This window comes from Nocardioides sp. NPDC047086, from assembly GCF_040643685.1.
Taxonomy (GTDB): domain Bacteria; phylum Actinomycetota; class Actinomycetes; order Propionibacteriales; family Nocardioidaceae; genus Nocardioides.
Map to the genome: position 1 here is coordinate 86,891 of NZ_JBEYUV010000009.1, position 24,771 is coordinate 111,661.

Genomic DNA, 24,771 nt, shown 5'->3' on the forward strand with positions numbered 1-24,771 from the left:
TGGACGGTGGTCTGACCAACATAAGCGGCCCGACGCCCGCAGCGGTCACCGGAAACGGGCGAGGGTGGGTCGTCGAGCCCGGGGGAACACTGTTCCCGTGAACGTGGCTGACCTGCGAGTCCGGGTGGACGCCTTGATCGGGCACGCCCCTCAGCTGCGGCGCCTCGCCACCGAGATCCTCCGCATCGAATTCATCGACCGGTGCATGCTGATCGCCGCCCAGGCGCTCCTGGCCATGGTGCCCATGCTGGTCGTGCTGGCGGCCTTCTTTCCCCACCTCACCGGGAATGCCCTGAGTCAGGTCTCGCAGGTCACCGGAGTAGGGGACGACGTCGTATCCCAGGTGACGGGCGAGGTCAACCTGGACCAGGTGAGGTCCGAGACCGGGGCGCTGGGCCTGGTGGTCACGATCGTGTCGGCCACGTCCTTCGGCCGCGCCGTACAGCGGATGCTCGAGCGGGTCTGGGAGCAGGAGCATGTCGGCGGCATGCGGGGAGCCCGTCGCTGCCTGTTCTGGGTCGTCGCCTGGCTGGGCTGTCTCACGGTGGTCAACGCTGTCGTCGAGCTGCTCACCGATCCGGGGAACCCGCTCCGGCCGCTGCTCCAGATGCTGGGTGCGAGCGCCGTCTGGTGGGGGAGCAGCTGGCTGCTGCTGTTCGGACGCACCAGAGGATGGCTGCTGCTCCCAGGAGCGGTGCTGACCGGCGTCGTGCAGGTCCTCTACAGCCGCGGCTCCGCGTGGTTGATGCCTCCCTACGTCGAGTCGAACGCCGAGCAGTTCGGCATGCTGGGCGTGATCCTCTCCCTCTCGACCTGGCTGATCGGCTTCGGCGGCATCGTCGTAGGCGGTGCGCTGCTCGGCCGGCTTCTCGTCGAGGATCCGGTCATCTCCCAGATCCCGCGGCTGGTGCGTTCATTTCTCACCCGGAGCAGGTGAGGACGGCGGGCGACCGGCTGCGCTGAGGTCGGGCCATGTGGGAAGCAATCGGCGAGTCCCTTCCGATCGCGCTGGGAGTGCTCGTCAGTCCCATGCCGATCGTCGCGCTCGTCCTCATGCTGGTCAGCCGCCACGCCGGCTCGAACGGGGCGGCCTTCGTCGCCGGCTGGATGGCCGGCATCTTCGTGCTCGGCACCCTCGTCGCGCTGCTTGTCGGGGCCGCCGGATCCGGAGACACCGACACCCCGACCTGGGCAGCGCTGCTCAAGGTCGTCCTCGGCGCACTTCTCCTCCTGCTCGCCGTACGCAGCTGGCAGGCTCGGCCGGGGGAGGGGGAGTCCGCGCCGACGCCGAAGTGGATGGCGGCGCTGGACGAGTTCAACGCGTTCAAGGCGTTCGGCACCGGCGTACTCCTGGGGTCGGTCAACCCCAAGAACCTGCTGCTCGTCGTCTCGGCCGGCAGCACGATCGCGACGGCGACCTCGGTGAACGGCGAGCGGGTCGTGGCGATGGCCGTCTTCACCGTCGTCGCGAGCCTGGGCGTGCTGGTGCCGTACGGCATCTACCTGGCGACCGGTGAGCGTGCCGCCCAGCTGCTGGAGGGCATGAAGGCCTGGATGATCGCGAACAACGCGGTCATCATGACGGTTCTCCTCGGAGTGCTCGGTTTCAAGATGGTCGGCGATGGAATGGGGTCGTTCTGATGCAAGAGTCCACCTGGATCGCCGGCCTGATCAGCGCCGCCTTCGTCGTCGCTCACATCGCGGTGTGTGTGGTGGCACTGGGGGTCATCCCGCGTCGCCGGAAGCCGTCGACGGGCCTGGCCTGGCTGTTCCTCATCCTGGCGGTACCGGCGTTCGGCCTGCTCGCCTTCCTGCTCTTCGGGAGCACCAGTGTCGGCCGCAAGCGCCGCGAGTGGCAGCGGCAGGTCAACGAGCGGATCAGTGCCGAGCTGAGGTACGACCCGGCGGCCCGGACGGCGCCTTCTGGTCCCTCGGCGGGCGCCGTGCGGCTCAACGAGCACCTGGGGTCCCTTCCGTTGACCTTGGACAACCGGGTCGAGGTCCATCCCGACTACGCACGGACGTTCGCGGCGATGACCGAGGCCGTACGCAGCGCGCGGTGGTTCGTGCACGTCGAGTTCTACATCTCGGCCTGGGACGAGGACACCGGCGACTTCTTCGACGCGCTGGTCGAGGCGGTCGACCGTGGCGTGGAGGTGCGCTTCCTCTTCGACCACCTCGGCTCGCGCGGCATCCCCGGCTACCAGGACATGCTGTCGCGGCTCAAGGAGTCGGGTATCAAGTGGGCGCCGATGCTGCCGATCCGGCCGCTCTCCGGCGAGCTCCGCCGCCCCGACCTGCGCAACCACCGCAAGATCCTCGTCGTCGACGGAACCGTGGCGTTCGCCGGCTCCCAGAACCTCATCGAGCCCGGCTACAACAAGCCGAAGAACCATCGCGCCGGGCGGAAGTGGGTCGACCTGATGATCCGGGTCGAGGGGCCCGCGGTGCGTGACCTGGCGATCGTCTTCGCGACGGACTGGTACGCCGAGACCTCCGAGAGCATCCGGGACATGCTGTCTCCGCGCACGCCGCGGACGGACGCGCCGAGGCAACGAGCCGCCGAGAACGTGGCGTGCCAGGTCGTGCCGAGCGGTCCCGGTTTCGTGACCGAGAACAACCTGCGCCTCTTCAACACGCTGATCTACGGCGCGCAGTCGCGGATCTGCCTGGTCAGTCCCTACTTCGTGCCCGACGAGTCGCTTCTCTACGCCGTCACGACCGCCGCCCAGAGCGGTGTCGAGGTCGAGCTGTTCGTGAACGAGGGGGCCGACCAGTTCATGGTCTTCCACGCGCAGCGCTCCTACTACGCCGACCTCCTCGACGCCGGTGTCCGGATCCGGCTCTATCCGGCGCCCTACGTCCTCCACACCAAGTTCTTCACGGTCGACGACAAGGTCGCCGTCGTGGGCTCCTCGAACATGGACTACCGCTCCTTCGCGCTCAACTACGAGGTCATCGTGCTGCTCCAGAGCGAGCAGGTGGTCGACGACCTGCGGACCGTGCTCGACGACTACCGGGAGAAGTCGAGCGAGCTCACTGCCGAGGAGTGGTCGCGCCGCGGCCGTGGGGCGGCGTACGTCGACAACGTCATGCGCCTGACGTCGGCTCTTCAGTAGCCGCCGCCAGGGCGGCCTCGACGCTCGGGTAGACCAGCGGTTCACCTTCCTCGGCGGCCTCGGACAGGACGTCGCGGACCTGACCCACGCCGCCGGCAAGTGCCAGGTCCGCGCCGAGACGGTGCAGATCGGCGCGCAGCTGGGTCAGCATGGCGGTGGCGGTGGCGGTGGCGGTGGCGGTGACGTCGATCGACGGTGTCGCCCGGCCGTCCAGCACGACCAGCCGGAGGTCCGGCACGTCCGTGGCGAGCTCGCGGACCCGGTCGCGTACGTAGTCGGCGTTCACGAACAGCAGGGGCGCCTCGACCCTGACCACCAGGACACCCGGGATCCCCGCGTACGCCGGGTTGCGGCTCTGGTCCACCCACAGCCCGGGGTGCGGTGAGGCACTCTCGCCATCGGTCCCGTCGACGGGAGCCAGCGGCGCGATGTGTGGGCGCGAGGTCCGCGCGATGAGCAGGACGACCGAGGCGACGATGCCGATCACGAGTCCGGGAAGGGTGTCGAAGAGAAGCACGCCGAGCAGCGCCACCACGGCGCCGACGAAGTCGGCGCGGGCGCTGATCTGGTAGATCTTGGTGACCTGTCCGCTCCGGACCCGCCACAGCCGGCTCAGTGCGGAGATGTCGACGAGCTCGATCACCGCGGCGATCACGATGGCCGCGAGCGTGGCGTCGGGTCGGCCCCACCGGACGCGAAGGACCCGACGACCTCGGCCGAGAGCGCTGCGGTGGCCGACATCGGCGCGACGATCAGGTGGCGCGAGGAGCCGAACAGGCAGTAGAGCACCAAGGCGGGCATGGCCGCGTAGAGGCCCACGACCGGTGGGACCCCGGCGATCGTCGCGTACGCCAACGACTCCGGCACGAGCACGGCCCACACGGTGAGTCCGGCGAGGACGTCGGACCTGATCCACGACGGCGAGTAGCCGGTGAACGAGGGAGCGAGAAGTCTGGCCACGATCGATCAGGCTGCTACGCCGCTGCCGTTCCGGGGTCGCCCGGAAGGGGTGAGCCTCGAGTCACCCGTCCCGACGTACGCCGCGACGGTCTCCTCGCGCGAACGCGCCTCCGAACCGCCTCGGTGAGCAGCCCAAGGTCACCCGATGCGGGTGATCAGCGCTGGCACATCGCGTCCTAGCGTCGGAGGTGTCCTGCCGCCCGGCAGGCGTGCGATACGTGGGAGGCACGATGGAACGCGGCCCGGTCGAGATTCTGTTCCTTTCGATGCCGGAGGACGTCGGGCTCGGCGACCTCGCGGCGGTGCTGCAGCCATCGGTCGAGGCCGGAGTGATCCGGATCATCGACTGCGTGCTGATGGCCAAAGACACCGGCGGCAGCTTCCGGGCGCTCGACCTGGAGGACGCGGAGGGTCTGCCTCCAGAGCTGTCGGGGCTTCAGATCGACGCCAACGACCTGCTCAGCGACACCGACATCGAGCTGTTCGCCACCGCCCTCGAGCCCGGCCGGGCCGGCCTCGCGGTCGTCTACGAACAGGTGTGGGCGCGGGAGGCCGTCAGACGTATCCGGAGCCTCGGTGCCGAGGTCGAGCTGTTCTTGCGCGTACCGCCCGAGGACGTCGACGTCGCCTTCGCATCCGCGGCCCGCTAAGAGAGGAAGACACACCATGTTGCGTAGACGCGCCGGCCGGCCCGGTCTCATCGGTGCCGCCGCACGTACGGCCGTCATCGCCGGTACGGCCACGGCCACATCGAACGCCGTCAACCGCCGGCAGGCGGCCAGGGCCCAGCAGCAGGCGGAGGCACAGGCCTACGAGCAACAGCAGTACGCCCCGCCGCCGGCCGCACCGCCGCCCGCCGCACCACCCCCGGTCGAGCCGGCGCCCGCTCCCGCGGCACCGGCCGAGAACGACCTGATCGGGCAGCTGACGAGGCTGGGTGAGCTGCACAGCCAGGGGATCCTCGACGACGCGGAGTTCGCGGCCGCCAAACAGCGGCTGCTCGGCTGAGGGATGCCAGGAGCGGGGGAGAACATGTCGACCGGAACGCTGACCGCGTGGAGGTTCGACACTCCCGAGGGTGCCGAGGAGACTCTGCACGCGCTGGAGGAGCTGGCTCGCGAGGGCCTCATCGACGTCCACGACGCGGCGGCGCTCTCCTGGCCGCCGGGAACCATGAAGCTGCGGACGAGCCAGCTGCATGCACCCGCGGACGCGGGTGGGGGATCGCTGGGCGGGTCCTTCTGGGGGCTGCTGCTCGGCTACATCTTCTTCGTCCCTCTGCTCGGCGCGGCGCTGGGCACCGCGACCGGGCTGTACTCGGGCGTACTGAGCGCCGTCGGCATCGACGACGGCTTCATCAACCGGGTGCGGGACCGCGTCACCCCGGGCACCTCGGCCCTGTTCGTGCTGGCCACGGAGGGGGTCGTCGACACGATCAGGGATGTGCTCGGCGGGCGCCTGCCGTCCGATCCGATCTTCACCGACCTGACCGCCGGTCAGGATGCTGCGCTGCGACGCGCCTTCGGGACAGGAGATTCGCCCGTTGCGGGTGAGTCAGCCGGGGCTGCTGCGGCCTAGCTTCTGGGTCATCCAACGAAGCGGTCGACGAGAAACCGCTCACGACCACAGGGAGTACCCCATCATGAGCACCACCACACCACGAAGCGGCGGCCACAGCGAACCCGTCAAAAGCGCCTTCGCGTTCTCCGGCGCGATCTTCGCAGGCACCATCCTCACGACGGTAGGCATCTTCCAGATCCTCTCGGGCATCGCCGCCGTTGCCGAGGACAAGCTCTACGTCAAGGGCATCGACTACGTCTACCAGTTCGATCTCACCACCTGGGGCTGGATCCACATCGTGCTGGGGGCGATCGCGATAGCCGTCGGCATCGGCTTGCTCCTCGGGCAGACGTGGGCCCGCATCTCCGGCATCGTGATCGCGGTCATCGGCTCGATCTCCGCCTTCGCGTTCATGCCTTACTACCCGTTCTGGTCGCTCGCGATGCTGGCGCTCTACATCTTCGTCATCTGGTCGCTCGCGCAGCTGCTATCGGGCCATGACGAGTTCTGACATGGCGAGCTCCGACGTCCCAGGCTCGGACATCCCCGGACCCGGCGCGCAGGGCTCGGGCGCCCAGCGGGAAGCGCCGAACGTGGGCTCTGGGTCCGTGTTCGAGGGCCTCGGGGACTACTGGGGCCTGGTCCTGGCCTACGGCCTGGTCACCACGGTGCTCGGCGTCATCCTGGCAGTCTGGCCGAAGCAGACGCTCGTCGTCCTCGCGGTGATCGTGGCCATCCAGATCATCGTGTCGGGGGTGTTCCGCCTCATCGCCGCAGCGGCGGGCAGATCCATGGAGGGCGGTCTACGAGCCGTCGTGGGCTTCTCGGGGGCGCTGGCGATCGTCGTCGGCCTGCTCTTCCTGCGCGACCCGGTGCAGACGCTGCTCATCATCACCATCCTGCTCGGAGTGTGGTGGGTCATCGGAGGCATCGTCGACATCATCGGCGCCATCCTCCGGCCGGCCGAGGGCCGACGTACGTGGGACATCATCGCCGGGGTCATCACGGTCCTCGCCGGTGCCGTTCTCCTCATCAACCCTGAGGTGTCGCTGGGTGCGCTCGTCCTGGTCTCCTGCATCTGGCTGATCGCGGTCGGCATCATCGCGATCGTGATGGCCTTCCGCCTCCGCGCCGAGGCCAGGAGCTGAGCTGCTGACGCGGGCCCGGCCGAGAGCGAGCTCGTTCTCGGCCGGGCCCGTCGTCAGATGAGGTTCAGGCTCCGCGCCACCGCCAGCGCCTGACTGCGCCGTGAGGCCCCAAGCTTGGCGTACAGGCTGCTGACGTGGGTCTTCACCGTGTTCTCGGAGACGAAGAGCGCGGCGCTGATGTCCGCGTACGTCGATCCGCGGGCGAGCTCACGCAGGACGTCCCGCTCCCGGGCGCTCAGGCCGGGGAGCGGCCCGGCCGACTCGTCGACCGTCTCGCTCGGTCGGGGGGTGCCCTGGTCGAAGTAGGTCGTCAGGCTGGGAACCTCCGCGATGCCGGACGAGATCCGACCGACCCAGTCGTGCGGCCTGAGCGCGGGGAAGCGTCCCAGCATGGTCTGGACGGGCGTGCCCTGTCGTGTCCAGCCGAGGAACGGGATCGCGTTCTGGCGTACCTCGGTCTCGATCGCGACCTGCTGGAGATGCGCGGCCGCCGCTTCTGCGTCCCCCAGCTCGCTGAGCAGCTCCGCGCGACCGACGAGCGCGACTCCGCGGGTCATCGGCTGGGACCAGGTCGTCTGCTGGGCGGCGGTGTGGAAGTGGTCCGCGGCGAGCCTGCGGTTTCCGTCCAGGTCCGCGCGCAGCGCCTTGACCAGCGCTGCCTCGCCGACCATGCCACGTTCGGTGAGCTCGGCCTCCGCAGACCTCAACGAACGCCGGTCGGTCGCCAGTCCCGCCAGCGCCGCCTGGTTGAGCAGAAGGACGACCTGCAGGTGGTCCGGCAGCCGGAAGGCCCCGGGAAGGCCCAACGGCTCGTCGAGGAGCTGGCGGGCCCGTACGACCGAGTGGCTGGACATGGTGGTGTGCGCCTCGCGGATCCTCAGCCAGAACCGGGTGCACAGGTCCGCGGGATGGACGGTCACATCCGGCATGGGCGTCAGCTCGAGCCACGGGAGCCGCGCGGTGCGCGCCAGGGCTGCGGCCAGAGCCGTCCGGGTCCGGGTGAACTCGCTACGAGGGCTGTGCGCGTGATCCGCGGCGACCTGTTCGAGCAGGCCGTCGGCCTCCTCGGCGATCTCTCCGCAGGCTGCCTCGCGACCGAGCATGTATTCGGTCATCGCCAGATGGCTGGACGCGTCGGCCGCGACCGCCGGCATGTCCCAGGTGCGGGCCAGCCCGATCGCCGCGGTGAGGCTCTGCTCGGCCTCCGGCAGCTCGCCGAGCCAGCTCTGGGTGATGCCGAGCTCGGTGAGCAGCTGCGGGAGGATGGCGGCCTCGCCGCCGGCTTCGTGTCTGCCTCGGGCGACCTCGACGGCTCTGTCGGTCGCGGCGCGCAGCGGCTCGAGGCCGAGTCGGGCCCGCATCAGCCCGACGCAGGCGAGCTCCTCGGCCGAAAGTCCGGCGGGCACCGCCAAGCAGCTGTCGAGCCAGTGCTCGGCCTCGGGTACGTTGCCGTCGAGCCAGTGCTCGATCGCCAGGGCGAACCAGGTTCGCGGGGTCGTCTCGACGTGCTCGACGAGGTTGCGGGCAAAGGGGCTGAGACGGTCCCCGTCACCGCGCATCGCCGTCCTGACGCCGTCCTCGTCGAGCACGACCGCCAGCTCCTCGTGGGCTCCGACCGCCTCGAGCCGCCGCAGCGTGCCCCGCGCCTCGCCGCGCGTCCGGTCGGCCCGAACGGCACGCACGACCGTCGATCGCGCCCGGATGACATCGACTCCTCCGGCGACCAGCCGGCGGCGTACGACCTCGGCGAGCAGCGGATGGATCCGGTAGGCCTCCTCGGTCTCGAGGACGAGCGGCACCGCGCGGGTGACCAGCAGTCCGGTGCTCTCCAGATCGGCCAGCGTCTCCCCGGCGCTCGGGTCCTGGGAGAGATGGGCGGCGGTCCTGGCGGTCACCACGTTCTCGGCGGAGGTGCACAGCAGCAGATGTCTCGCCCGTGCGGACAGCGAGGCGAACACCTCGCTCGCCACCCGGTCGCCGAGCCCGATGGTTCCCTCCTCGAACGCGGTCTCGCCGGCTCGTCCCGGAGAGCTCGCATGGACCGACCGGGCAGCGAGGACCACCGCGGCGCACCAGCCCCGGGCCTGCCGGACGATGCCGTCGACGACCTGCCTCGAGTCGGTGCGGGCGTGCTCGACGATGAGCGCCTCGGCCTCGGCGTCGGTCAGCTGCAGCACGTTGCCTCGTACGATCGCGAAGTTGCCCAGCAGCTCCGGCACCAGCCGGGTGAAGGGCAGGTCCCAACGGCTGATCATCACCAGCCGCATGGAGTCGGGATCGTCGTTGAGCCGTTCGTTGAGCATCCGGTGAGTGGCCGCGCGAAGCAGGTGGGCGTCGTCGATGACGATGCGCGGGGGAGTGCCCTCCGCTGCCTCGTCGAGCATCTCGGCGAGCTGGTCGGGAGTCATCGAGGCGTCGGCGTCCACCCAGCGCTGTGCGCGGGGAGGTTCGTCGCCGCTCTGCTGCCGCAGCCACCCGGCGACCCCCAGGGTCTTGCCGGCGCCGGCGGGTGCGATCAGCAGGGTGATCGCGGCATCGGCGGAGCGGTCGAGGTCGGCCCACAGCGATCGGCGTGGCACATAGACCCTCGGGAGGCGGGGCCACGGGGCGCTGGCCGCGTCGTCACCGGCCCTCGAAGCGGGGATCACCACCGTCGCCTCGTGGGGCGGCATCGGTGCGGGTCGTGCTGTCGTCGGGTCTGTAGCGGGCGCCGGCCTGCTGCGCTGCACAACCCCTCCCCTCAGTCGGAGGTCAGATGCCACGTGGGCGCCGTGCGCTCGTTGGGGGGAGAGTGCTGATGAGCGTCCCCGCGCCGTAGATCAGCCGGCATACCCGCCCGGCTATGCTGCGATGCTACTCAAGGTAAACGGCATAAAACCGAGAAGGATCACCTATTTCGGGTGACCAGGATCGGATCATCTTCGGCATGGCGGATTCTGCGAAACCTCTGTCTAGAGGGCCATCTGGTCCGGTGGCCAGTCGCCCTCGTGCGGGTCGCGATGCCTGCTGGTGGCGGAGTGCCGTTCCCGGTTCGTGGGCTCCTCGTCCTGCGCCACCCACGCGACGGCATCCTCGTAGGCCTCCCGGGTGGCCTCCCAGATCACCGTGGTGCCCTGGTAGACGGACCCGGTCGTCCGCGCCCATCACCAGCCGGCGCGTCACCAGTCGTGAGGACTGACCGATCACGAAGAGCAGCGCCGACAACCCGAGACCGACCAGCACGGCATACTGCAGCGGCATCAGCAGGGTGAGCACCAGCGTCGTCACCGTCAGCGGCACCGGCTCGGTCCGGGCGACGGCGAGCACCTTGGCCGGCTTGACGGTGCCGACACCGACCACGATCAGCAGCCCGGCCAGGGCGGGCATGGCGACGAGCTCGACGACCCCGGCGAAGAGGACGATGACGGCAGCCATGACGACGGCCGCGACCAGGAGGGCGAACCGGTTCCGGGCGCCCGCGCCGACGACCAGCGAGGTGGCCGACATCGACCCGCCCACGGGTACCGGGTCGTCGTTGGCATCGAGGTCGACGTCGGCGACGATGATCGCCATCGCCCCGGTGCCTTGGATCGCCATCGCTGCGGTCCCGGTGAACAGTGCTCCGCCGGCGAGTCCAAACAGGTAGCCGTAGAGCCCGGCGACCGGGTTCACCCCGGCGAGGAGGCCGCTGGCGAGCCCGTCCGGGACGGACTCGATGCCGAGCACGGCGCCGGCAGCGGCATCGCGTCGTGCCGTACGCCGATCGAAGAGATGGCGAGGCAGAGACATCCGCTCGCGCAGCCAGGTCAGCACCGCACCATCGCAACGCCACCGGCGCGGAGCCGCATCACCTGACTCGGGTGAGGCGGGTTACCTCGATCTTACGAACCGAAACGGGGTTCGTATTCCAGGCGTAACCAGTCCGAAACGACCAGGCCGAAGGCTTGATGCCATGACCAAGCCCCTCCGCGACGCCCACCGCCACATCGGGCGGCTGCCGGCGTACCCGTTCTACGGCGGCCCGGCGATCAACGCCGACGTGACCGCGCGAGCCACCGTGAAGGAGCTCGTCGCCGACCTCGACGCCGACCGGATCGAGCGCGCGCTGGTGCTGCCGAACTACGGGGTGCCCGACCCGGACGCCGCCTTCGGGCTCAACCACCTGGCCATCGAGGCCGCCCAGAGCGACGACCGGATCCGGTGCGGCCTGTGGGTCTCGCCCAAGGCGTCCGACTCGGCCCGCAACGATGCGGCCCTCGCCCTCGCCGGCGAGGAGGGTGTGGCCGCGCTCAAGACGAGCTTCCTGCTCGGCGGCCATCCCGGCGACCCGGAGTGCCTCGAGCAGCTCGACAAGGTCTTCGCCGCCGCCCGTGAGCACGACCTGACCGTGCACGTGCACACCTCGCCCGGCGCCGCCTCCGACGTCGACCAGATCGGCACGCTCGTGGAGCGCTACGCCCGGGACGTACGTCTCCATCTCGTGCACCTCGGTGGCGGGATGAGCGGCCACATGAAGCTCATCGGCGGCCGGCTCTTCGACTGGATCGAGGCCGGGATGCAGGTCTACACCGACACCAGCTGGGCGATCGGGTTCGCACCTACCTGGCTGGTCCAGGAGATCGAGCGCCGCGGTGTCGGCCACGACCGCATCCTCTTCGCCACCGACGCCCCGTGGGGCGACTTCGCCGGCGAGCATGCGCGGCTGGCCGCCGCGGCCGGTGACGGCGAGCTCGCCGACGCCTTCTTCCACCACAACTTCTCAGCCCTCTACGGCTGAGACCGGCGGCTCCGCTGCCGACCACTCGTCAAGGACGACGAGCCCGCTCCCTCCACCGTTCCGCCTCATCCCACCTCTCTGGAGAACCACGTGACCACTGACACCGCTGACATCGACGCCCAGATCGCCGAGAACATGGCCAAGTCGCTCGGCGAGATCCCGCACCCCTCGCAGCAGCCGGGCACCAACATCTACGGCTCGACCAAGATCTTCCCCGACTACCAGGCCGAGAAGGGGGAGACCTACTTCACCCTCGTCCACGGCATCCCGCACGAGTCCTCGGTCAGCTTCGTCGCCGTCCTGCAGGCGACGCGGGCGCTGCGCAAGGGCTTCGAGTCCGCCATCTACTTCTACGGTCCGGGCACGCTCGCCTGCATGGCCTCGCGTGGCTTCCCGACGATGGGCGATGCCGGGTTCCCCGGGGAGCTCAACACCAACGGCGCCATCGAGACCTTCATCAAGGAGGGCGGCACGGTCTTCTGCTGCCGTTTCGGGATGGGACTCCACGGCCTGCGCGAGGAGGATCTGATCGAGGGTGTCGTGCCCTCGCACCCGCTCGACGTCCAGGACGCGCTGATCCACTACGCCCGCAAGGGCGCCATCATCAACTCGACCTACAACCTCTGAGGGACCGGCCATGACCTCGCCGATCTCGTCCAGTACCCGCGTCGACGTCGCCATCCAGGGGATCCGTCTGCTCGACGCCCCCGTCGCCCGCCGTTCGGGCGCGGGGCCGAGCGATGACGGCCACGTCCTCCTGGACGGGGTCGGCGCGGCCATCCCGCTCAACCCCCGCAGCCCCTATTCCGTACGCGGCGGCAAGCTGCTCCTCGACGGCGCCGACACCGGGCTCGGGGTCGAGGCCGTCGCCCGACCCCGCTTCTACGACCTGGTCACCGCCGACGGGGTCGGCTACGACAAGATCGCCCGGCTGCACTCGGCCAACGTGCTCGCCACCACCGTCGTGCAGACCTGCGCCCGCTACGCGGTCGAGGAGCGCTGCCGCTTCTGCGCGATCGAGGAGTCGCTGCGCCAGGGCTCCACGATCGCGGTCAAGCAGCCCGCGCACCTCGCCGAGGTGGCCAGGGCCGCGGTCGAGCTCGACGGCGTCACCCAGATGGTGATGACCACCGGGACCTCCCGCGGCCGTGACCGTGGGGCGACCCATCTGGCGCGCTGCGTGCGCGCCGTGCGTGAGGCGGTGCCCGACCTCCCCATCCAGGTGCAGTGCGAGCCGCCGGGTGATCTGGCCTCGATCCAGGAGCTCTATGACGCGGGCGCTCGCTCCATCGGGATCCATGTCGAGTCCCTCGACGACGCGGCGCGGCTGCGCTGGATGCCCGGCAAGGGCTCGGTGCCGCTGAGCGAGTACCGGGCCGCCTGGGCTGAGGCGGTCCGCGTCTTCGGGTGGAACCAGGTCTCGACCTACCTCCTGGTCGGTCTCGGCGAGGATCCCGACGAGCTGGTCGCCGGCTGCGAGGAGCTCATCGCCATGGGGGTCTATCCCTTCGTGGTGCCGTACCGCCCGCTGGCCGGCACCCTGGCCAAGGACGTCGACGCTGTCCCCGCGCCGCCGCACGCCGACGTCTACCGGGTCACCTCCCGGGTCGCCGCGCTCCTGCGCCGGGCAGGCATGGCCGGCGCGGACCAGGCCGCCGGCTGCGCCTCGTGCGGTGCCTGCTCCGCACTCGGCGCGTGCGGGGAGGAGCCGGCATGACCGAGCTCCTCGACGACGTCATCCTCACCGGCGCGGTACGCCGCTCGCCGAGCCTCGAGGGGTACACCGTGATCCGGGCCGAGACCGCGGCCGACCTGGAGGCGTACCTCCGGCTGCGCCGGGAGGTCTTCGTCACCGAGCAGGGCCTCTTCTCGGGCTCCGACCTCGACGAGGTCGACGAAGACCCGCGCCGGATCGTCCTGCTCGCCCGCTCGGACGACGGCGAGGTCCTGGGTGGCGTACGCCTCCACCCGGCCCTCCACCCGGCCCTCCACCCGGCGCAGCCGGACGCCCGCGACGTGGGCTGGTGGCGGGGGAGCCGGCTGGCGGTCAAGCAGGACGCACGCCAGCTTCTCGGTGTCGGTGCGGCGCTCGTCCGGGCGGCCTGCGCCACGGCCGAGCAGGCCGGTGCGCTCCGCTTCGACGCCACGGTCCAGGCGCGCAACGAGGGGCTGTTCCGGCGCCTGGGGTGGGTTCCGCGCGAGCGGATCCACCTCCACGACATGACCCATGTCGTGATGGAGTGGCCGGTGCAGCGCATCCGCGAGCTGTCGGAGGCCACCAAGTCGCCCCTGGGCGACCTCGTCGGTGCCCTGGTGGGGCACTCGACGCCGGGATTCCGCGGTGACGACGGGGCGCCGGTCCCGGGCAGCGACCTGGTCGCGGCCTGCGACGCCATCCTCCCCTCCATGGTCGAGCGAGACCCCGAGTGGGCCGGGTGGTGCGCGGTCCTGGTCAACGTCAACGACCTCTCCGCGATGGGCGCGCAGCCGGTCGGCCTCCTCGACGCCATCGGCGCCCGCGACGCCTCCTTCGCCCGCAGGATCGTGCGCGGCCTGGCCGAGGCCGCGCAGGCGTGGGACGTACCCGTCCTCGGCGGGCACACCCAGCTCGGCGTGCCGGCCGCGCTCTCGCTGACCGCTCTGGGGCGCGCCGAGCGGCCGGTCCCGGGCGGTGGGGGAGCACCCGGTGACTTACTCCGGCTGAGCGCGGACCTGGGCGGCGGCTGGCGACCCGGCTACCGCGGCCGTCAGTGGGACTCGTCCTCGCACCGCACCTCCGCGCAGCTGCGGGAGCTGTCCGGTGTCGTGCCCGCGCTGGCGCCGAGAGCAGCCAAGGACGTCAGCATGGCCGGGGTGGTCGGCACCGCCGGGATGCTGGCCGAGGCCAGCGGCTGCCGCGCCATCGTCGACGTCGGCGCGGTCCCCACCCCGTCGGCCGCCTCGACCGCGGACTGGCTCACCTGCTTCCCGGGGTTCGCGATGCTCACCGCGGAGGCGCCCGGCCGCACCGAACCAGAGCTGCCCGGCTTCCTCTCCTCGGCCGTCTGCGGCGAGCTCGTCCCCGGCACAGGCGTCGGCCTGCGCTGGCCCGACGGCACCGTCACCGACGCCATCGACCACACCGTCACCGGACTAGGACCCGCTTCATGACCACCACCACCCAGCCCGGCACCGCCGTGGCCGCCGTCTGCGCCGGCTTCGGCCGCGACGTGGACCAGAACCTCGCCCAGATCGGCGGCCTCATCGAGGACGCCCGACAGGCCGGCGTCGGCCTGCTCGCCTTGCCCGAGGCCTGCCTCGGCGGCTACCTCTCCGTGCTCGGCGCCGGCCGCGACGGCAGCCACGACGAGACGCCCGAGGACCTCCCGCCCGTGATGGACATCGACGGCCCCGAGCTGCGACGGGTCGCCGAGCTCGCCGGCGACATGACCGTCGTCGTGGGGCTGTGCGAGTCCGATGGCGCGGACCGCTACAACACCGCCGCCGTCGTCACCGGCGACGGCGTGCTGGGCGCCCACCGCAAGGTGCACCAGCCGCTCGGCGAGAACCTCTACTACGCAGCCGGGGACGGCTTCGGTTGCGTGGATACGCCGGCGGGCCGGATCGGCACCATGATCTGCTACGACAAGGCGTTCCCCGAGGGCGCGCGGGCGCTGGCCGTCGACGGCGCCGAGATCATCGCTTGCATCTCCGCCTGGCCGGCCTCACGCACCGCCACCAGCGCCTCGCTCGAGGAAGACCGGTGGCTGACCCGGTTCAACCTCTTCGACGCCGCCCGGGCGCTCGAGAACCAGGTCGTCTGGCTGGCCTCCAACCAGCACGGGACCTTCGGCAAGCTCCGCTTCGTCGCCAACGCGAAGGTGGTCGGTCCGGGAGGCGACCTCCTGGCGACCACCGGCCTGTGCGCCGGCATGGCCGTGGCCGAGCTCGACGTGCCCAGCGCGCTGACCACGGCGCGCCGGGCGATGTTCCACCTGCGCGACCGCCGGCCCGAGGCGTACCCGTCCGCGCTGGCGACCGCCGAACCGCTCTCCCCGGTGGGTGAAGCTCGTGCCTGAGATGACTTTCACCGTGCGGTGGCCCGACGGCCGGGTCGAGGACTGCTACTCACCCTCGCTGGTGGTGCACGACCATCTGGAGGCCGGCCGGACGTACGCCGTCGAGGACTTTCTCGCCCGCAGCCTCACCGCGCTGGCCACCGCCTCCGAGCGGGTCCGGGCGAAGTTCGGCTTCGCCTGCACCAGCGCGATGGCGACCTCCGAGCAGCTGCGGGCCTCCGCCGCTGCGTACGAGTTCGGCCAGTACGTCACCGTCCTCGCGATGCACCCGCCCCTTCCCGCCACCCCGACCTCGCAGGAGTCCCGATGACCACCCACCGCACCACCGTCGCGATCGTCGGCGGCGGGCAGGCCGGCCTGGCCGCGAGCTGGTTCCTCGTCCGCGACGGCGTGGACCATGTCGTCCTCGAGGCGGGCACCGCCGGGCACGAGTGGGCCGAGACCCGCTGGGACAACTTCACCCTCGTGACGCCCAACTGGCACTGCCGCCTGCCCGGCTACGAGTACGCCGGGCCCGACCCGGACGGCTTCATGACCCGCGACGAGGTGGTGGCGTGGCTCGCCGGCTACGCGCCGACCTTCGGCCCGCCGCTGCGCGAGCACACCCGGGTGACCTCGCTGACCCAGCGCGCGGGAGGCGGGTTCCTGGTCGAGGCCGAGGGCCCACACGGCGCCGAGGCCTGGGAGGCCGAGCACGTCGTGGTCGCCACCGGCGGCTACCACGTACCGATCGTCCCGACCTGGGCGCCCGCGCTCGACCCCGAAATCGACCAGCTGCACTCGGCCGACTACAAGAACGCCGCACGGCTCCGCCCCGGCGCGGTGCTCGTGGTCGGCTCCGGCCAGTCCGGGGCGCAGATCGCCGAGGACCTGCACCTGGAGGGACGTCAGGTGCATCTGGCGATCGGCGATGCGCCCCGGGTCGCCCGGTTCCACCGCGGCCGTGACTGTATGACCTGGCTGGCCGAGATGGGTCTCTACGACACCCCCGTCATGAGCTATCCGGGCGGCCCGGCCGCGCGGGAGAAGACGAACCACTACGTGACCGGCCGTGACGGCGGACGCGACATCGACCTGCGCCAGTTCGCGGCGGAGGGGATGCGGCTCTACGGCCGGCTCGCCTCCGGGGCCGGCACCGATCTCGTGCTGGAGCCGACGCTGCGCGGGGCGCTCGACTCCGCCGACGACGTCTACCGCTCGATCTGTCGCGACATCGACGCCTACATCGCCTCCCGCGACCTCGACGTCCCACCCGCGGAGCCCTATCGACCGGTCTGGGAGCCGGAGTCGGATCCCACCGGCCTCGACCTCGCCGAAGCGGGTGTCACGACGGTGATCTGGGCGATCGGCTACCGGCCCGACTACCGATGGGTCCGGGTAGGCGTCTTCGACGGCACCGGACGACCGACCCATACCCGTGGCGTCACCGCGGTCCCCGGCATCTCCTTCCTCGGCCTGCCCTGGCTGCACACCTGGGGCTCGGGGCGCTACCTCGGCATCGCCGCCGACGCGGAGCACATCACCGGCACCATCACCGGCAACCGCCTCCGGACCATCGAGCCCGCAGCCGAGCTGGCCCGACGACGCTCACCCGGCCCGCTGGACATGTCGGCGGCCGTCGCCTGAGGCGCCGCCACCCCCGGAACGACGACGGATAGGTTGAGGAGCATGTCGAAGGTACGCATCGGGGCGGTCGCGGCCCACTTCGGACGCGACCTGCCGCGCGCGGTCGCCAAGCTCGAGGGGATCGTCGAGGACGCCCGGCGCAACGACGTACGCCTCCTGGTGCTGCCCGACGCGACCCTCGGTGGTTACCTCTCCGACCTGCGCCACCCCGACCCGCACGCGCTGCCGCCGGCCCTCGACGAGAGCTCCTTCGAGATGGGTCGGGTGATCGCGATGGCCGGTGAGATGGTGGTCTGCCTCGGCTATGCCGAGGAGGTCGTCGTCGAGGGTCGGGCTCGGCTCTACAACTCCGCCGTCTGCCTCAGCGGTGACGGGGTCCTCGGGCGTCACCGCAAGGTGCACCAGCCGGCCGGTGAGTCGCTGGCCTATGCGGCGGGGACCCGGTTCGAGGCCTTCGACACCCCGGTGGGCAGGCTCGGGATGCTGATCGACTACGACAAGACCTTCCCGGAGGCGGCCCGCACCCTCGCCCTCGACGGCGCCTCGGTGATCGCCTGCCTCTCGGCCTGGCCGGCCTCGATCACCGACCGTGCCTCACGGCTCCCGCAGGACCGGCAGTCCCGGCTCTTCGACCTCTACGACCAGGCCCGGGCGGCCGAGAACCAGGTCGTGTGGGTCTCCTCCAACCAGACCGGCGTGATGGGTGGGCTCCGATTCCTGGGCCAGGCCAAGGTCGTCGGTCCCGGCGGCGAGATCCTGGCTCGCACCACGTCCAAAGGCGGCCTCGCCGTCGCGGAGATCGACGTCGAGGCGGAGATCGCCCGGTCCCGGCGGGTCCTCCACCACCTCAAGGAGCTGACCCCGACGGCGTACCAGATCCCAGGGAGGCCGGAATGAGGATCGCGCTCCTGACCTACTCGACCCGGCCCCGCGGCGGAGTCGTGCACACGCTGGCGCTCGCGGAGGCACTGGCCGCCCTCGGCGAGGACGTCCATGTCTGGACTCTCGGCCGTCACGGCGACACGGAGTTCTTCCGTCCGGTCGATCCCGCTGTCACCGTCCGTGCCGTGCCGTTCGAGGCGCGCGAGGAGGAGACCGTGGGGGAGCGGATCGTGCGTTCCATCGCCGTGCTGAGGACCGCCTTCGAGCAGCATCGGGACGCCTACGACATCGTCCACGCCCAGGACTGCATCAGCGCCAACGCCGCCCTGCCCTGTCTTCGCACCATCCACCACCTCGACCACTTCACCACCCCGCAGCTCGCCGCCTGCCACGAGAAGGCCGTCGTCGAGCCGTACGCCCGGATCTGTGTCTCGCAGTCGGTCGCGGACGAGGTCGCGGCCGGATGGGGCCTCACCCCGACGGTCATCCCCAACGGTGTCGACGCCGCCCGGTTCGCGGCCGGAGCCGACGACGTCGCCGGGCGGGAGGCCTGGCGGGCGCGACTCGGGCGCTACGTCCTCGCCCTCGGCGGGATCGAGCCTCGCAAGGGATCGCTCGACCTGCTCGAGGCCTACGCCGAGCTGCGCGCCGCCGATCCCCGTCACGCCGACCTGACGCTGGTCTTCGGCGGCGGCGAGACCCTCTTCGACTACCGCGACTACCGAGCGGCGTTCGACGCCCGGGCGCGCGAGCTGGACGTGCCGGTCGTCATCACCGGAGTGCTCGAGGAGGAGGAGCTCCCGTCCCTGGTCGCCGAGGCCGGCGCGCTCGCGATGGTGTCGACCAAGGAAGGCTTCGGGCTCGCCGCCCTGGAGGCGCTCGCCGCAGGGGTCCCCGTTGTCGCCCGCGATCTGCCGGTGCTCCGCGAGGTCTTCGCCGAGTCCGTCGCCTACGCCACGACGCCGGCCGAGATCGCCGTCGCGCTGGGCAAGATCCTGGACACGCCGCCGGACCCGACCGCCGGAAGGGATCTCGCCGCCGGCTATACCTGGGCCCGCGCCGCTCACGCCCACCGCGAGCTCTACGCCCGCATCCAGGGCTCCTGACCCACTCCCGCCGGCGCCGGAGGAGCCCCGTCGGGGGAACCAGGTATCACCCGTTGCGGGTGAAGGGAACCCCCGCCGAAGCGCGGATCATGAGCCAGTGACGCTGAAGGGGACTCGGTCCTGGTCAGTTCTCCCCACGCATCTGGAGCCTCTCGGTCTCCGGTGGTCGAGCTGACCGGTCCCACCTACGTACGTCCCCTTCGACACTCATCCGAATGACAGGAGAACTTCTCACATGAGCTTCTGGGACATCATCTGGTTCATCATCGTATCGTTCGCGTTCGTCGCCTACCTGATGATTCTGTTCAACATCGTCACCGACCTCTTCCGGGACAAATCGACCTCCGGTGGCGTGAAGGCCCTCTGGATGCTCGGCCTCGTCTTCCTGCCTTTCCTGATGGCAGTCATCTACCTCATCGTCCGTGGTAAAGGGATGGCGGAGCGCCAGAGCCAGGCGGTCGAACAGGCCAGGCAGGCACAGGACGAGTACATCCGCACGGTCGCCGGCGCGTCTCCCTCCGAGGAGATCGCCAAGGCCCAGCAACTGCTCGCTGCCGGGACGATCACGCAGGACGAGTTCGCCTCCCTCAAGGCGAAGGCGATGACCAACTAGCACCGACTGATCCTCGATCAGCACAGCGAAGCGGTCCTCACCTCGGGGTCACCCCCGGGGTGAGGGTTTGTGCGGTGCCGTGGGAGTGATCCAGCCTGCACCCGCCCGTAATCGTCCGGTCGGGGTGATGCCCCGGCCTGGTGGGTCCTGGAAGCGTGATCCGACATGTCCACAAGCACCCAGCCGCCGGGGCTGCTCTCCGGCGAACAGCTCGCCGAGCTGTTCGAGCTGACCAGGCAGGGCCGACAGCGTCGAGCTCAAGATGACCGTGCCGAACGCCGAACGACCGTTGGCGGTGACCGCCTTGGGGCTGGATCCCCTGGATGCCCAGATCCGGCAGGTGTTCTTCTTCGACACTGCCGACCTGACACTCGACCGACGCGGGGTCGTGGTCCGCGCCCGTCGGATCCAGGGCCGGAACGACGACTCCGTCGTGAAGGTGCGGCCCGTCGTCCCGGCAGAGGTCTCGAAGGTACGCAGCTCCAAGAATCTGACCGTCGAGGTCGACGCGATGCCAGGAGGCTTCGTCTGCTCGGCCTCGATGAAGGCGACCCTCGGCCGGACCGACGTCAAGGAGGTCGCGGCGGGCACGCGCGCCATCCGCAAGCTCTACACCAAGGAGCAGCGGAGCTTCTTCCTGGCCAACGCCGGCGCGGACGTCGAGCTCGACACCCTGGTCGCGCTCGGCCCGATCACCATCCTGAAGCAGAAGTTCAAGCCACCGGAGTACGCCGGCCGGCTGGTCGCCGAGCTGTGGTTCTACCCGGACGGCTCGCGAATCCTCGAGCTCTCCTCCAGGTGCGCGCCCGCGAACGCCTTCCAGGTCGCCGCGGAGCTCAAGGCGCTGCTGGTCGAGCGCGGCCTGAACATCTCGGGCGACCAGCAGACCAAGACCAAGACAGCGCTCGAGTACTTCGCAAGGGAGCTGGCCGCGTAGTCGTGCCGACAGCCGCTGCTGGTCCTCATCCACCGCGGACGACGACCCGTGGCCGCTTCCGCATCAGGCTTGCTCCATGTGTCGCGGATGATGAACACCTAGTGCGGGAAGTCGAGTTGAGATCATGGGTCAGAACCCGTCGGAGCCGGGAGCCACCGATACCCAGGCTTTCGAGATTCGGGTCGCCGGACTCGTCCCGCAGCAGGTTCTGGTGCAGCTCGCCGACGTCGAGACCTCCTCGCGCGAGACGAGAACCGTGTTGATCTGCCGGTGTCGGGACCAGGCCGAGCTCCATGGGTTCCTCGCGAGGCTTCGGACCTTCGGTCTCGAGGTGGTGGAGGTCCGACGGCTCCTGGCCGGCACGGTGGACGAAGAGTCGACCGGGGACGGCCATGAGTGAGGCGGGGTCGGGCACCGGCGGCCTGTTCGAGCTGACCGTCGAAGGCGACCTGGGACCGGTGCTGCGCTGCGCGCTGCAACCAGCTGTCGCCGAGCGGCGGCCGTGCACCATCTTTCGAGCCACTGCCGGCGCGGGCGCCGGCGTCGCCGAGCTCGTGGGCGTGCTGGATGCGGAGGGGCTGACCATCGACGACATCCGGGTCAGCGGAACGTCGGCCAGGCACACGGGCGCGCGATGAACGGCGAGGAGATCGGCCGCGCGGTCAGCGAGTCGCACCGAGGGCACGATCGGCGGTTCGGTCGCGGACCTCGCGCCGTCGCCGGTGCCGTCTACGGCATCGTCTCGGTGCTCGCCGTCATCGCCGGGGCCTCCCACTTCGACGACTCTGCCGGCCGGGTCTTCGCCTTCGCCGTGATCTCGAGCGCCGTGATCTGGGCGGTGCACGTCTACGCGTCGATGCTCGCCGACTCGGGGCCTGGTGTCATGCCGTGGCGCCGCGTCCTCGTCGCGGGGGTGCGTCACGAGATCGGCATCGTGGAGGGAGTCTTCGTCCCGCTGCTCATCCTGCTCCTCGGCACGATCGGGTGGATCGATGACGGGCGTGCCATCACCTGGTCGATGTGGTCCGGGGTCGTGCTCCTGACTCTCATCCCGCTGGTCTGGCTCCGGCACACGGGCCGCTCCTGGGCTCGGTCCTTGGCCGGGTCGGCGGCGTGTGGGCTGCTCGGCCTGGGACTGACCTGGATGAAGGTCCTGCTGCACTGACCCTCAGGTGGAGGGTGAGACCGGGACCGCGGCACGCGAGTGCTGACACGTACGGGCTATGTACCGCTCCTGAGCGTCGTACTAGCGTGGACTGGTCCTTGGTTTCCGATGGGCTCCCCCTTGGTCTGTTCGGATGGGCGCTTTCGCGCACTCGTTCGATCTAGGAGGCACGTCGACGCGATGGTTCCTTATCCCGGCGATGGGTGGCTCGGCATCCCGACGGTCCCCTCGTCCTACGTGGGGCGGCCACGCCTCTTGCAGATCCTCGACCGCAGCGACGTCTGCCCGTTGGCGCTGGTCAGCGCGCCGGCAGGAACCGGGAAGACGGCCCTGTTGGCGGACTGGGTCGCGGCAGGCGGGGACCAGGACCGCACTGCGTGGATCACCTTCGAGGGGACGGATGCTGCGTTCTGGCCGGGTCTCGTCGGGTGCCTCGAGAGCTTGGGAGTCGCGGTTTCACCCGAGACGATCTCCGAGAGCGAAGGCGCTCTCGACCGCCAGGTTCGGCGGGCGGTCGCTGAGGCGATCGGCGGCCAACCGGCACGGCTGACGATCGTGGTGGACGGATACGAGCTGCTCTCGGCGGACGTGGCCGAAGATCTGGACTTCCTGCTGCGACATACCGGCGACCGCCTCCGACTGGTGATGGCGACGCGAGCCGATCCGGTGCTTCCTCTGTACCGGTACCGCCTCGATGACATGGTCGTCGAGGTACGGATGACGGACCTGGCCTTCACCGACGAGGAAGCCGGCGAGCTGACGCTGCGGGCGGGACTGACCCTGACGCGGGATTCGGTGCACGCACTCAACGCGCGGACGAAGGGATGGGCGGCCGGGCTGCGGTTCGGCGCACAGCTGCTGCAGCTGCGGCAGGATCCCGACGAGGCCGTCACGGAGATCGTCGGAGACACCGGGAACATCTCGGAGTACCTCGTGGGCGAGGTGCTGGCCGCCCAGAGGCCCGAGGTGCGAGCACTGCTGCTGGCGACGAGCGTGCCCGACACGATCCAGCCGGGGCTGGCCGAGGCACTCGCCGGTCCCACGGCCGAACGCACGCTCACCTTTCTGATCCGGGACAACGTGTTCATCGAGGCCGTGCCCGGCCGACCTGGGTGCTACCGCTACCACCCGCTCTTCCGTGATCTCCTCCGCGCCGTGCTCGCCTACGAATCGCCCGATGAGATGAGGCGCCTGCAGCGGACGGCGGCCGAGTGGTTCGCCCACCACGGTCAGGTCGCTGCGTCCGTCGGCCACTTCGTCGCGATCGGTGCCTGGGAGGAGGCGGCCGCGGAGGTGGTCGACGACCTCGCGGTCGGCCAGCTGTTGCTCGACGACGACACGAGCGCCTTGACCCAGTCGTTGCGGTCGATCCCGTCCGAGCTGGCGGACCCCGCCTCCACCGTCGTGAGAGCGACCCTCGCACTGGGGGCCGGCGACACCACCGGTTTCACCCACGAGCTGGCACAGGTGAGGACCGAGCCGGGCGAGCGATCGGACTCTCGTCTCTGGGCCACCAACGTCGCGGTCCGGGTGCTGGAAGCGGTGGGCGCACAGGCGTCGAAGGACCCGAACGAAGCGATGTCGCTCGCCACTGCGGCCGAACAGGCACTGGCAGCGCCGGACGCCGGGCCGAAGGGCAGCTCCCGCCCGGAGCTGACCGCTCTCGTCCTTCTCAGCAAGGGCATCGCGGCCCTGCGCCAGGGACGCCTGGCTGCCGCCGATGCGATGTTCCAGTCGGGCGTCGCGGCGGCCGCGGGAGCCGGGTCCGAGGCGGCCCTGGCCGAGTGTCTGGGCTACCAGGCCGTCATCGCCTGCTGCCGGGGCAAGCTCTCCAGGGCCGAGAAGCTCGGGGGTCGGGCGATCGGTGCCGCCGAGCACATCGGTGTCAACGCGGCAGACCGGTCGGCCGCCGCCCGGGTGGCACTCGGCTGGGTGGAGATGGAGCGCTACGACCTGCGCGCGGCAGCAGATCACGTCCAGTCGGTCGAACGGATGGACCTGCGGCTACGAGATCCGGTTCCGCAGGCCATGCTGGCCTTGATCGGGGCGCGCCTCCAAGTGGCGCACGGTGACCGGCTGGGCGCACTCAACCGGCTCGAGCAGGCGGCGGCCGGAATCAGCGACGAGCGCGGCTGGCTGGGTCAGCAGCTGCGTATCGAGCTCGCCCATGTCAGGGTCGCCGCCGGCGAGCCGGCGGCGGTGGCCGAGGTCGAGGGCCTCGCCGACGAGCCCGAGGCGGCCCTCGTCGTCGGGCTCGCGCACCTGCAGCTGGGTGAACCGACCGCCGCCGACGCCGCGATGTCCACCGTCTTGTCGAAGCGGGTGCCCCCGCCGGTCCAGGTCTCCGGCTGGCTGGTGGAGTGCGCGCGTCGTCTCCACGACGGACCGTCAGCGCGGGCGCGAGCGGCGCTCGACCGGGCACTCACGCTGGCCTCGCAGGAACGAGTACGGCGCCCGTTCCACGAGGCGCCCGCCGTGGTGCGTCAGCTGCTCGTGCGCGACAAGCAGCTGTGCGCTGAGCACGAATGGCTCTTCGAGATCTCGGCCGGACCTTCACGGAGGTTGAATGTCCAGAAGCGTGCGCTGACCTCCGTTCCGGCGCGCCCTCCGACACCCGTGTTCGAGGAGCTCACGGAGAAGGAGCAGGAGGTCCTGGGTCACCTGGCGAACCTCCTCACCACCGAGGAGATCGCCAGCGTCATGTACATCTCCGTCAACACGATCCGCACCCACGTACGCAACATCCTTCGGAAGCTGGGTGTCACCCGTCGCAACGCCGCGGTCAGGCGGGCGCGCGAGCTGGGGCTCCTGTCGCGGGAAGCCTGACTGCCCTCGAGACAG

At 70.5% G+C, this 24,771-nt stretch carries 27 protein-coding genes; 23 read left to right on the forward strand and 4 right to left on the reverse strand.

The window, feature by feature from the left end; translation table 11 throughout:
• Positions 1–97 precede the first annotated feature (97 nt).
• From ABZ796_RS09380 to cls, 3 genes are read left to right on the forward strand one after another with little or no spacing between them, the layout of a single operon-like run.
• A complete protein-coding gene (locus ABZ796_RS09380) occupies positions 98–937 on the forward strand; it encodes a YhjD/YihY/BrkB family envelope integrity protein (RefSeq protein WP_357336401.1) in 840 nt (279 codons plus the stop codon).
• Positions 938–972: 35 nt separating this feature from the next.
• Complete coding sequence (locus tag ABZ796_RS09385) at positions 973–1,641, forward strand: GAP family protein (protein ID WP_357336402.1); 669 nt, start codon at positions 973–975, stop codon at positions 1,639–1,641.
• Entirely contained in the window at positions 1,641–3,119 is a 1,479-nt protein-coding gene (gene cls, locus ABZ796_RS09390; protein WP_357336404.1) for a cardiolipin synthase, read from the forward strand. Before ABZ796_RS09385 ends, cls begins: the two co-directional genes overlap by 1 nt.
• Here cls and ABZ796_RS09395 read toward each other — a convergent pair.
• Both ABZ796_RS09395 and ABZ796_RS09400 read right to left on the reverse strand, forming a co-directional pair.
• Entirely contained in the window at positions 3,091–3,774 is a 684-nt protein-coding gene (locus ABZ796_RS09395; protein ID WP_357336406.1) for an STAS domain-containing protein, read from the reverse strand. The two genes, cls and ABZ796_RS09395, sit on opposite strands and share 29 nt — an antisense overlap.
• Positions 3,771–4,079, reverse strand: a complete 309-nt coding sequence (locus ABZ796_RS09400) for a SulP family inorganic anion transporter (RefSeq protein ID WP_357336407.1) — start codon at positions 4,077–4,079, stop codon at positions 3,771–3,773. The genes ABZ796_RS09395 and ABZ796_RS09400 overlap by 4 nt, the downstream gene beginning before the upstream one ends.
• A 230-nt stretch (positions 4,080–4,309) precedes the next feature.
• Here ABZ796_RS09400 and ABZ796_RS09405 point away from each other — a divergent pair, with 230 nt between their 5' ends.
• The 5 genes from ABZ796_RS09405 (at position 4,310) to ABZ796_RS09425 (ending at position 6,787) form a co-directional block, all read left to right on the forward strand.
• Positions 4,310–4,729: a DUF6325 family protein gene (locus ABZ796_RS09405; protein WP_357336409.1), complete on the forward strand. Its 420-nt coding sequence runs from the start codon at positions 4,310–4,312 to the stop codon at positions 4,727–4,729.
• A gap of 16 nt (positions 4,730–4,745) precedes the next feature.
• Complete coding sequence (locus ABZ796_RS09410) at positions 4,746–5,087, forward strand: SHOCT domain-containing protein (protein WP_357336411.1); 342 nt, start codon at positions 4,746–4,748, stop codon at positions 5,085–5,087.
• 24 nt (positions 5,088–5,111) lie between these two features.
• Positions 5,112–5,657, forward strand: a complete 546-nt coding sequence (locus tag ABZ796_RS09415) for a DUF1269 domain-containing protein (protein WP_357336413.1) — start codon at positions 5,112–5,114, stop codon at positions 5,655–5,657.
• Between the two features lie 64 nt (positions 5,658–5,721).
• Positions 5,722–6,150 carry a hypothetical protein gene (locus ABZ796_RS09420; RefSeq protein ID WP_357336414.1) on the forward strand — a complete coding sequence of 143 codons (429 nt, stop codon included), beginning with the start codon at positions 5,722–5,724 and terminating at the stop codon, positions 6,148–6,150.
• Positions 6,137–6,787 (forward strand): HdeD family acid-resistance protein, encoded by a 651-nt coding sequence (locus ABZ796_RS09425; RefSeq protein ID WP_357336416.1) that lies wholly within the window; start codon positions 6,137–6,139, stop codon positions 6,785–6,787. The genes ABZ796_RS09420 and ABZ796_RS09425 overlap by 14 nt, the downstream gene beginning before the upstream one ends.
• A 53-nt stretch (positions 6,788–6,840) precedes the next feature.
• Here the strand turns inward: ABZ796_RS09425 and ABZ796_RS09430 are convergent, their stop codons facing one another.
• The gene (locus ABZ796_RS09430) at positions 6,841–9,459 is read right to left on the reverse strand and encodes a LuxR C-terminal-related transcriptional regulator (RefSeq protein WP_357336418.1); all 2,619 of its coding nucleotides are present in this window, start codon (positions 9,457–9,459) and stop codon (positions 6,841–6,843) included.
• 181 nt (positions 9,460–9,640) lie between these two features.
• Entirely contained in the window at positions 9,641–10,579 is a 939-nt protein-coding gene (locus tag ABZ796_RS09435; protein WP_357336419.1) for a SulP family inorganic anion transporter, read from the reverse strand.
• 139 nt (positions 10,580–10,718) lie between these two features.
• On the opposite strand from ABZ796_RS09435, the gene ABZ796_RS09440 reads away from it, so the two are divergent.
• The 15 genes from ABZ796_RS09440 (at position 10,719) to ABZ796_RS09510 (ending at position 24,756) form a co-directional block, all read left to right on the forward strand.
• Positions 10,719–11,543: an amidohydrolase family protein gene (locus tag ABZ796_RS09440; protein ID WP_357336420.1), complete on the forward strand. Its 825-nt coding sequence runs from the start codon at positions 10,719–10,721 to the stop codon at positions 11,541–11,543.
• A 90-nt stretch (positions 11,544–11,633) separates the two neighbouring features.
• A complete protein-coding gene (locus ABZ796_RS09445; RefSeq protein ID WP_357336422.1) occupies positions 11,634–12,170 on the forward strand; it encodes an MSMEG_0572/Sll0783 family nitrogen starvation response protein in 537 nt (178 codons plus the stop codon).
• 10 nt (positions 12,171–12,180) lie between these two features.
• Positions 12,181–13,260: an MSMEG_0568 family radical SAM protein gene (locus ABZ796_RS09450; RefSeq protein WP_357336423.1), complete on the forward strand. Its 1,080-nt coding sequence runs from the start codon at positions 12,181–12,183 to the stop codon at positions 13,258–13,260.
• Positions 13,257–14,693, forward strand: a complete 1,437-nt coding sequence (locus tag ABZ796_RS09455) for an MSMEG_0567/sll0787 family protein (RefSeq protein WP_357336425.1) — start codon at positions 13,257–13,259, stop codon at positions 14,691–14,693. The genes ABZ796_RS09450 and ABZ796_RS09455 overlap by 4 nt, the downstream gene beginning before the upstream one ends.
• The gene (locus tag ABZ796_RS09460; RefSeq protein WP_357336427.1) at positions 14,690–15,601 is read left to right on the forward strand and encodes a carbon-nitrogen hydrolase family protein; all 912 of its coding nucleotides are present in this window, start codon (positions 14,690–14,692) and stop codon (positions 15,599–15,601) included. The genes ABZ796_RS09455 and ABZ796_RS09460 overlap by 4 nt, the downstream gene beginning before the upstream one ends.
• Position 15,602: 1 nt before the next feature.
• Entirely contained in the window at positions 15,603–15,911 is a 309-nt protein-coding gene (locus ABZ796_RS09465) for an MSMEG_0570 family nitrogen starvation response protein (protein ID WP_357336497.1), read from the forward strand.
• Positions 15,908–17,227: an MSMEG_0569 family flavin-dependent oxidoreductase gene (locus ABZ796_RS09470; protein WP_357336428.1), complete on the forward strand. Its 1,320-nt coding sequence runs from the start codon at positions 15,908–15,910 to the stop codon at positions 17,225–17,227. The genes ABZ796_RS09465 and ABZ796_RS09470 overlap by 4 nt, the downstream gene beginning before the upstream one ends.
• A gap of 42 nt (positions 17,228–17,269) precedes the next feature.
• Complete coding sequence (locus ABZ796_RS09475) at positions 17,270–18,124, forward strand: carbon-nitrogen hydrolase family protein (protein WP_357336430.1); 855 nt, start codon at positions 17,270–17,272, stop codon at positions 18,122–18,124.
• Positions 18,121–19,215: an MSMEG_0565 family glycosyltransferase gene (locus ABZ796_RS09480; RefSeq protein WP_357336432.1), complete on the forward strand. Its 1,095-nt coding sequence runs from the start codon at positions 18,121–18,123 to the stop codon at positions 19,213–19,215. Before ABZ796_RS09475 ends, ABZ796_RS09480 begins: the two co-directional genes overlap by 4 nt.
• A 235-nt stretch (positions 19,216–19,450) precedes the next feature.
• Entirely contained in the window at positions 19,451–19,828 is a 378-nt protein-coding gene (locus ABZ796_RS09485) for a PLDc N-terminal domain-containing protein (RefSeq protein ID WP_357336433.1), read from the forward strand.
• A 262-nt stretch (positions 19,829–20,090) separates the two neighbouring features.
• On the forward strand, positions 20,091–20,765 hold the full coding sequence (locus ABZ796_RS09490; RefSeq protein ID WP_357336435.1) for a hypothetical protein: 675 nt from the start codon (positions 20,091–20,093) through the stop codon (positions 20,763–20,765).
• Between the two features lie 124 nt (positions 20,766–20,889).
• Positions 20,890–21,165: a hypothetical protein gene (locus ABZ796_RS09495; protein ID WP_357336437.1), complete on the forward strand. Its 276-nt coding sequence runs from the start codon at positions 20,890–20,892 to the stop codon at positions 21,163–21,165.
• Positions 21,158–21,403: a hypothetical protein gene (locus ABZ796_RS09500; protein ID WP_357336438.1), complete on the forward strand. Its 246-nt coding sequence runs from the start codon at positions 21,158–21,160 to the stop codon at positions 21,401–21,403. Before ABZ796_RS09495 ends, ABZ796_RS09500 begins: the two co-directional genes overlap by 8 nt.
• On the forward strand, positions 21,400–21,930 hold the full coding sequence (locus ABZ796_RS09505) for a hypothetical protein (protein ID WP_357336440.1): 531 nt from the start codon (positions 21,400–21,402) through the stop codon (positions 21,928–21,930). Before ABZ796_RS09500 ends, ABZ796_RS09505 begins: the two co-directional genes overlap by 4 nt.
• A gap of 180 nt (positions 21,931–22,110) precedes the next feature.
• The gene (locus ABZ796_RS09510; RefSeq protein ID WP_357336441.1) at positions 22,111–24,756 is read left to right on the forward strand and encodes a LuxR C-terminal-related transcriptional regulator; all 2,646 of its coding nucleotides are present in this window, start codon (positions 22,111–22,113) and stop codon (positions 24,754–24,756) included.
• Positions 24,757–24,771 lie beyond the last annotated feature (15 nt).

What these genes read in the sequence shown, in the direction of transcription:
- ABZ796_RS09385 (WP_357336402.1), top strand. Translation starts at nt 973, where the DNA reads ATGTGGGAAGCAATCGGCGAGTCCCTTCCGATCGCGCTGGGAGTGCTC.
- cls (WP_357336404.1), top strand. Translation starts at nt 1,641, where the DNA reads ATGCAAGAGTCCACCTGGATCGCCGGCCTGATCAGCGCCGCCTTCGTC.
- ABZ796_RS09405 (WP_357336409.1), top strand. Translation starts at nt 4,310, where the DNA reads ATGGAACGCGGCCCGGTCGAGATTCTGTTCCTTTCGATGCCGGAGGAC.
- ABZ796_RS09410 (WP_357336411.1), top strand. Translation starts at nt 4,746, where the DNA reads ATGTTGCGTAGACGCGCCGGCCGGCCCGGTCTCATCGGTGCCGCCGCA.
- ABZ796_RS09415 (WP_357336413.1), top strand. Translation starts at nt 5,112, where the DNA reads ATGTCGACCGGAACGCTGACCGCGTGGAGGTTCGACACTCCCGAGGGT.
- ABZ796_RS09420 (WP_357336414.1), top strand. Translation starts at nt 5,722, where the DNA reads ATGAGCACCACCACACCACGAAGCGGCGGCCACAGCGAACCCGTCAAA.
- ABZ796_RS09425 (WP_357336416.1), top strand. Translation starts at nt 6,137, where the DNA reads ATGACGAGTTCTGACATGGCGAGCTCCGACGTCCCAGGCTCGGACATC.
- ABZ796_RS09430 (WP_357336418.1), bottom strand. Translation starts at nt 9,459, where the DNA reads ATGCCGCCCCACGAGGCGACGGTGGTGATCCCCGCTTCGAGGGCCGGT.
- ABZ796_RS09440 (WP_357336420.1), top strand. Translation starts at nt 10,719, where the DNA reads ATGACCAAGCCCCTCCGCGACGCCCACCGCCACATCGGGCGGCTGCCG.
- ABZ796_RS09450 (WP_357336423.1), top strand. Translation starts at nt 12,181, where the DNA reads ATGACCTCGCCGATCTCGTCCAGTACCCGCGTCGACGTCGCCATCCAG.
- ABZ796_RS09455 (WP_357336425.1), top strand. Translation starts at nt 13,257, where the DNA reads ATGACCGAGCTCCTCGACGACGTCATCCTCACCGGCGCGGTACGCCGC.
- ABZ796_RS09460 (WP_357336427.1), top strand. Translation starts at nt 14,690, where the DNA reads ATGACCACCACCACCCAGCCCGGCACCGCCGTGGCCGCCGTCTGCGCC.
- ABZ796_RS09465 (WP_357336497.1), top strand. Translation starts at nt 15,603, where the DNA reads ATGACTTTCACCGTGCGGTGGCCCGACGGCCGGGTCGAGGACTGCTAC.
- ABZ796_RS09470 (WP_357336428.1), top strand. Translation starts at nt 15,908, where the DNA reads ATGACCACCCACCGCACCACCGTCGCGATCGTCGGCGGCGGGCAGGCC.
- ABZ796_RS09475 (WP_357336430.1), top strand. Translation starts at nt 17,270, where the DNA reads ATGTCGAAGGTACGCATCGGGGCGGTCGCGGCCCACTTCGGACGCGAC.
- ABZ796_RS09480 (WP_357336432.1), top strand. Translation starts at nt 18,121, where the DNA reads ATGAGGATCGCGCTCCTGACCTACTCGACCCGGCCCCGCGGCGGAGTC.
- ABZ796_RS09485 (WP_357336433.1), top strand. Translation starts at nt 19,451, where the DNA reads ATGAGCTTCTGGGACATCATCTGGTTCATCATCGTATCGTTCGCGTTC.
- ABZ796_RS09490 (WP_357336435.1), top strand. Translation starts at nt 20,091, where the DNA reads ATGACCGTGCCGAACGCCGAACGACCGTTGGCGGTGACCGCCTTGGGG.
- ABZ796_RS09495 (WP_357336437.1), top strand. Translation starts at nt 20,890, where the DNA reads ATGGGTCAGAACCCGTCGGAGCCGGGAGCCACCGATACCCAGGCTTTC.
- ABZ796_RS09500 (WP_357336438.1), top strand. Translation starts at nt 21,158, where the DNA reads ATGAGTGAGGCGGGGTCGGGCACCGGCGGCCTGTTCGAGCTGACCGTC.
- ABZ796_RS09505 (WP_357336440.1), top strand. Translation starts at nt 21,400, where the DNA reads ATGAACGGCGAGGAGATCGGCCGCGCGGTCAGCGAGTCGCACCGAGGG.
- ABZ796_RS09510 (WP_357336441.1), top strand. Translation starts at nt 22,111, where the DNA reads ATGGTTCCTTATCCCGGCGATGGGTGGCTCGGCATCCCGACGGTCCCC.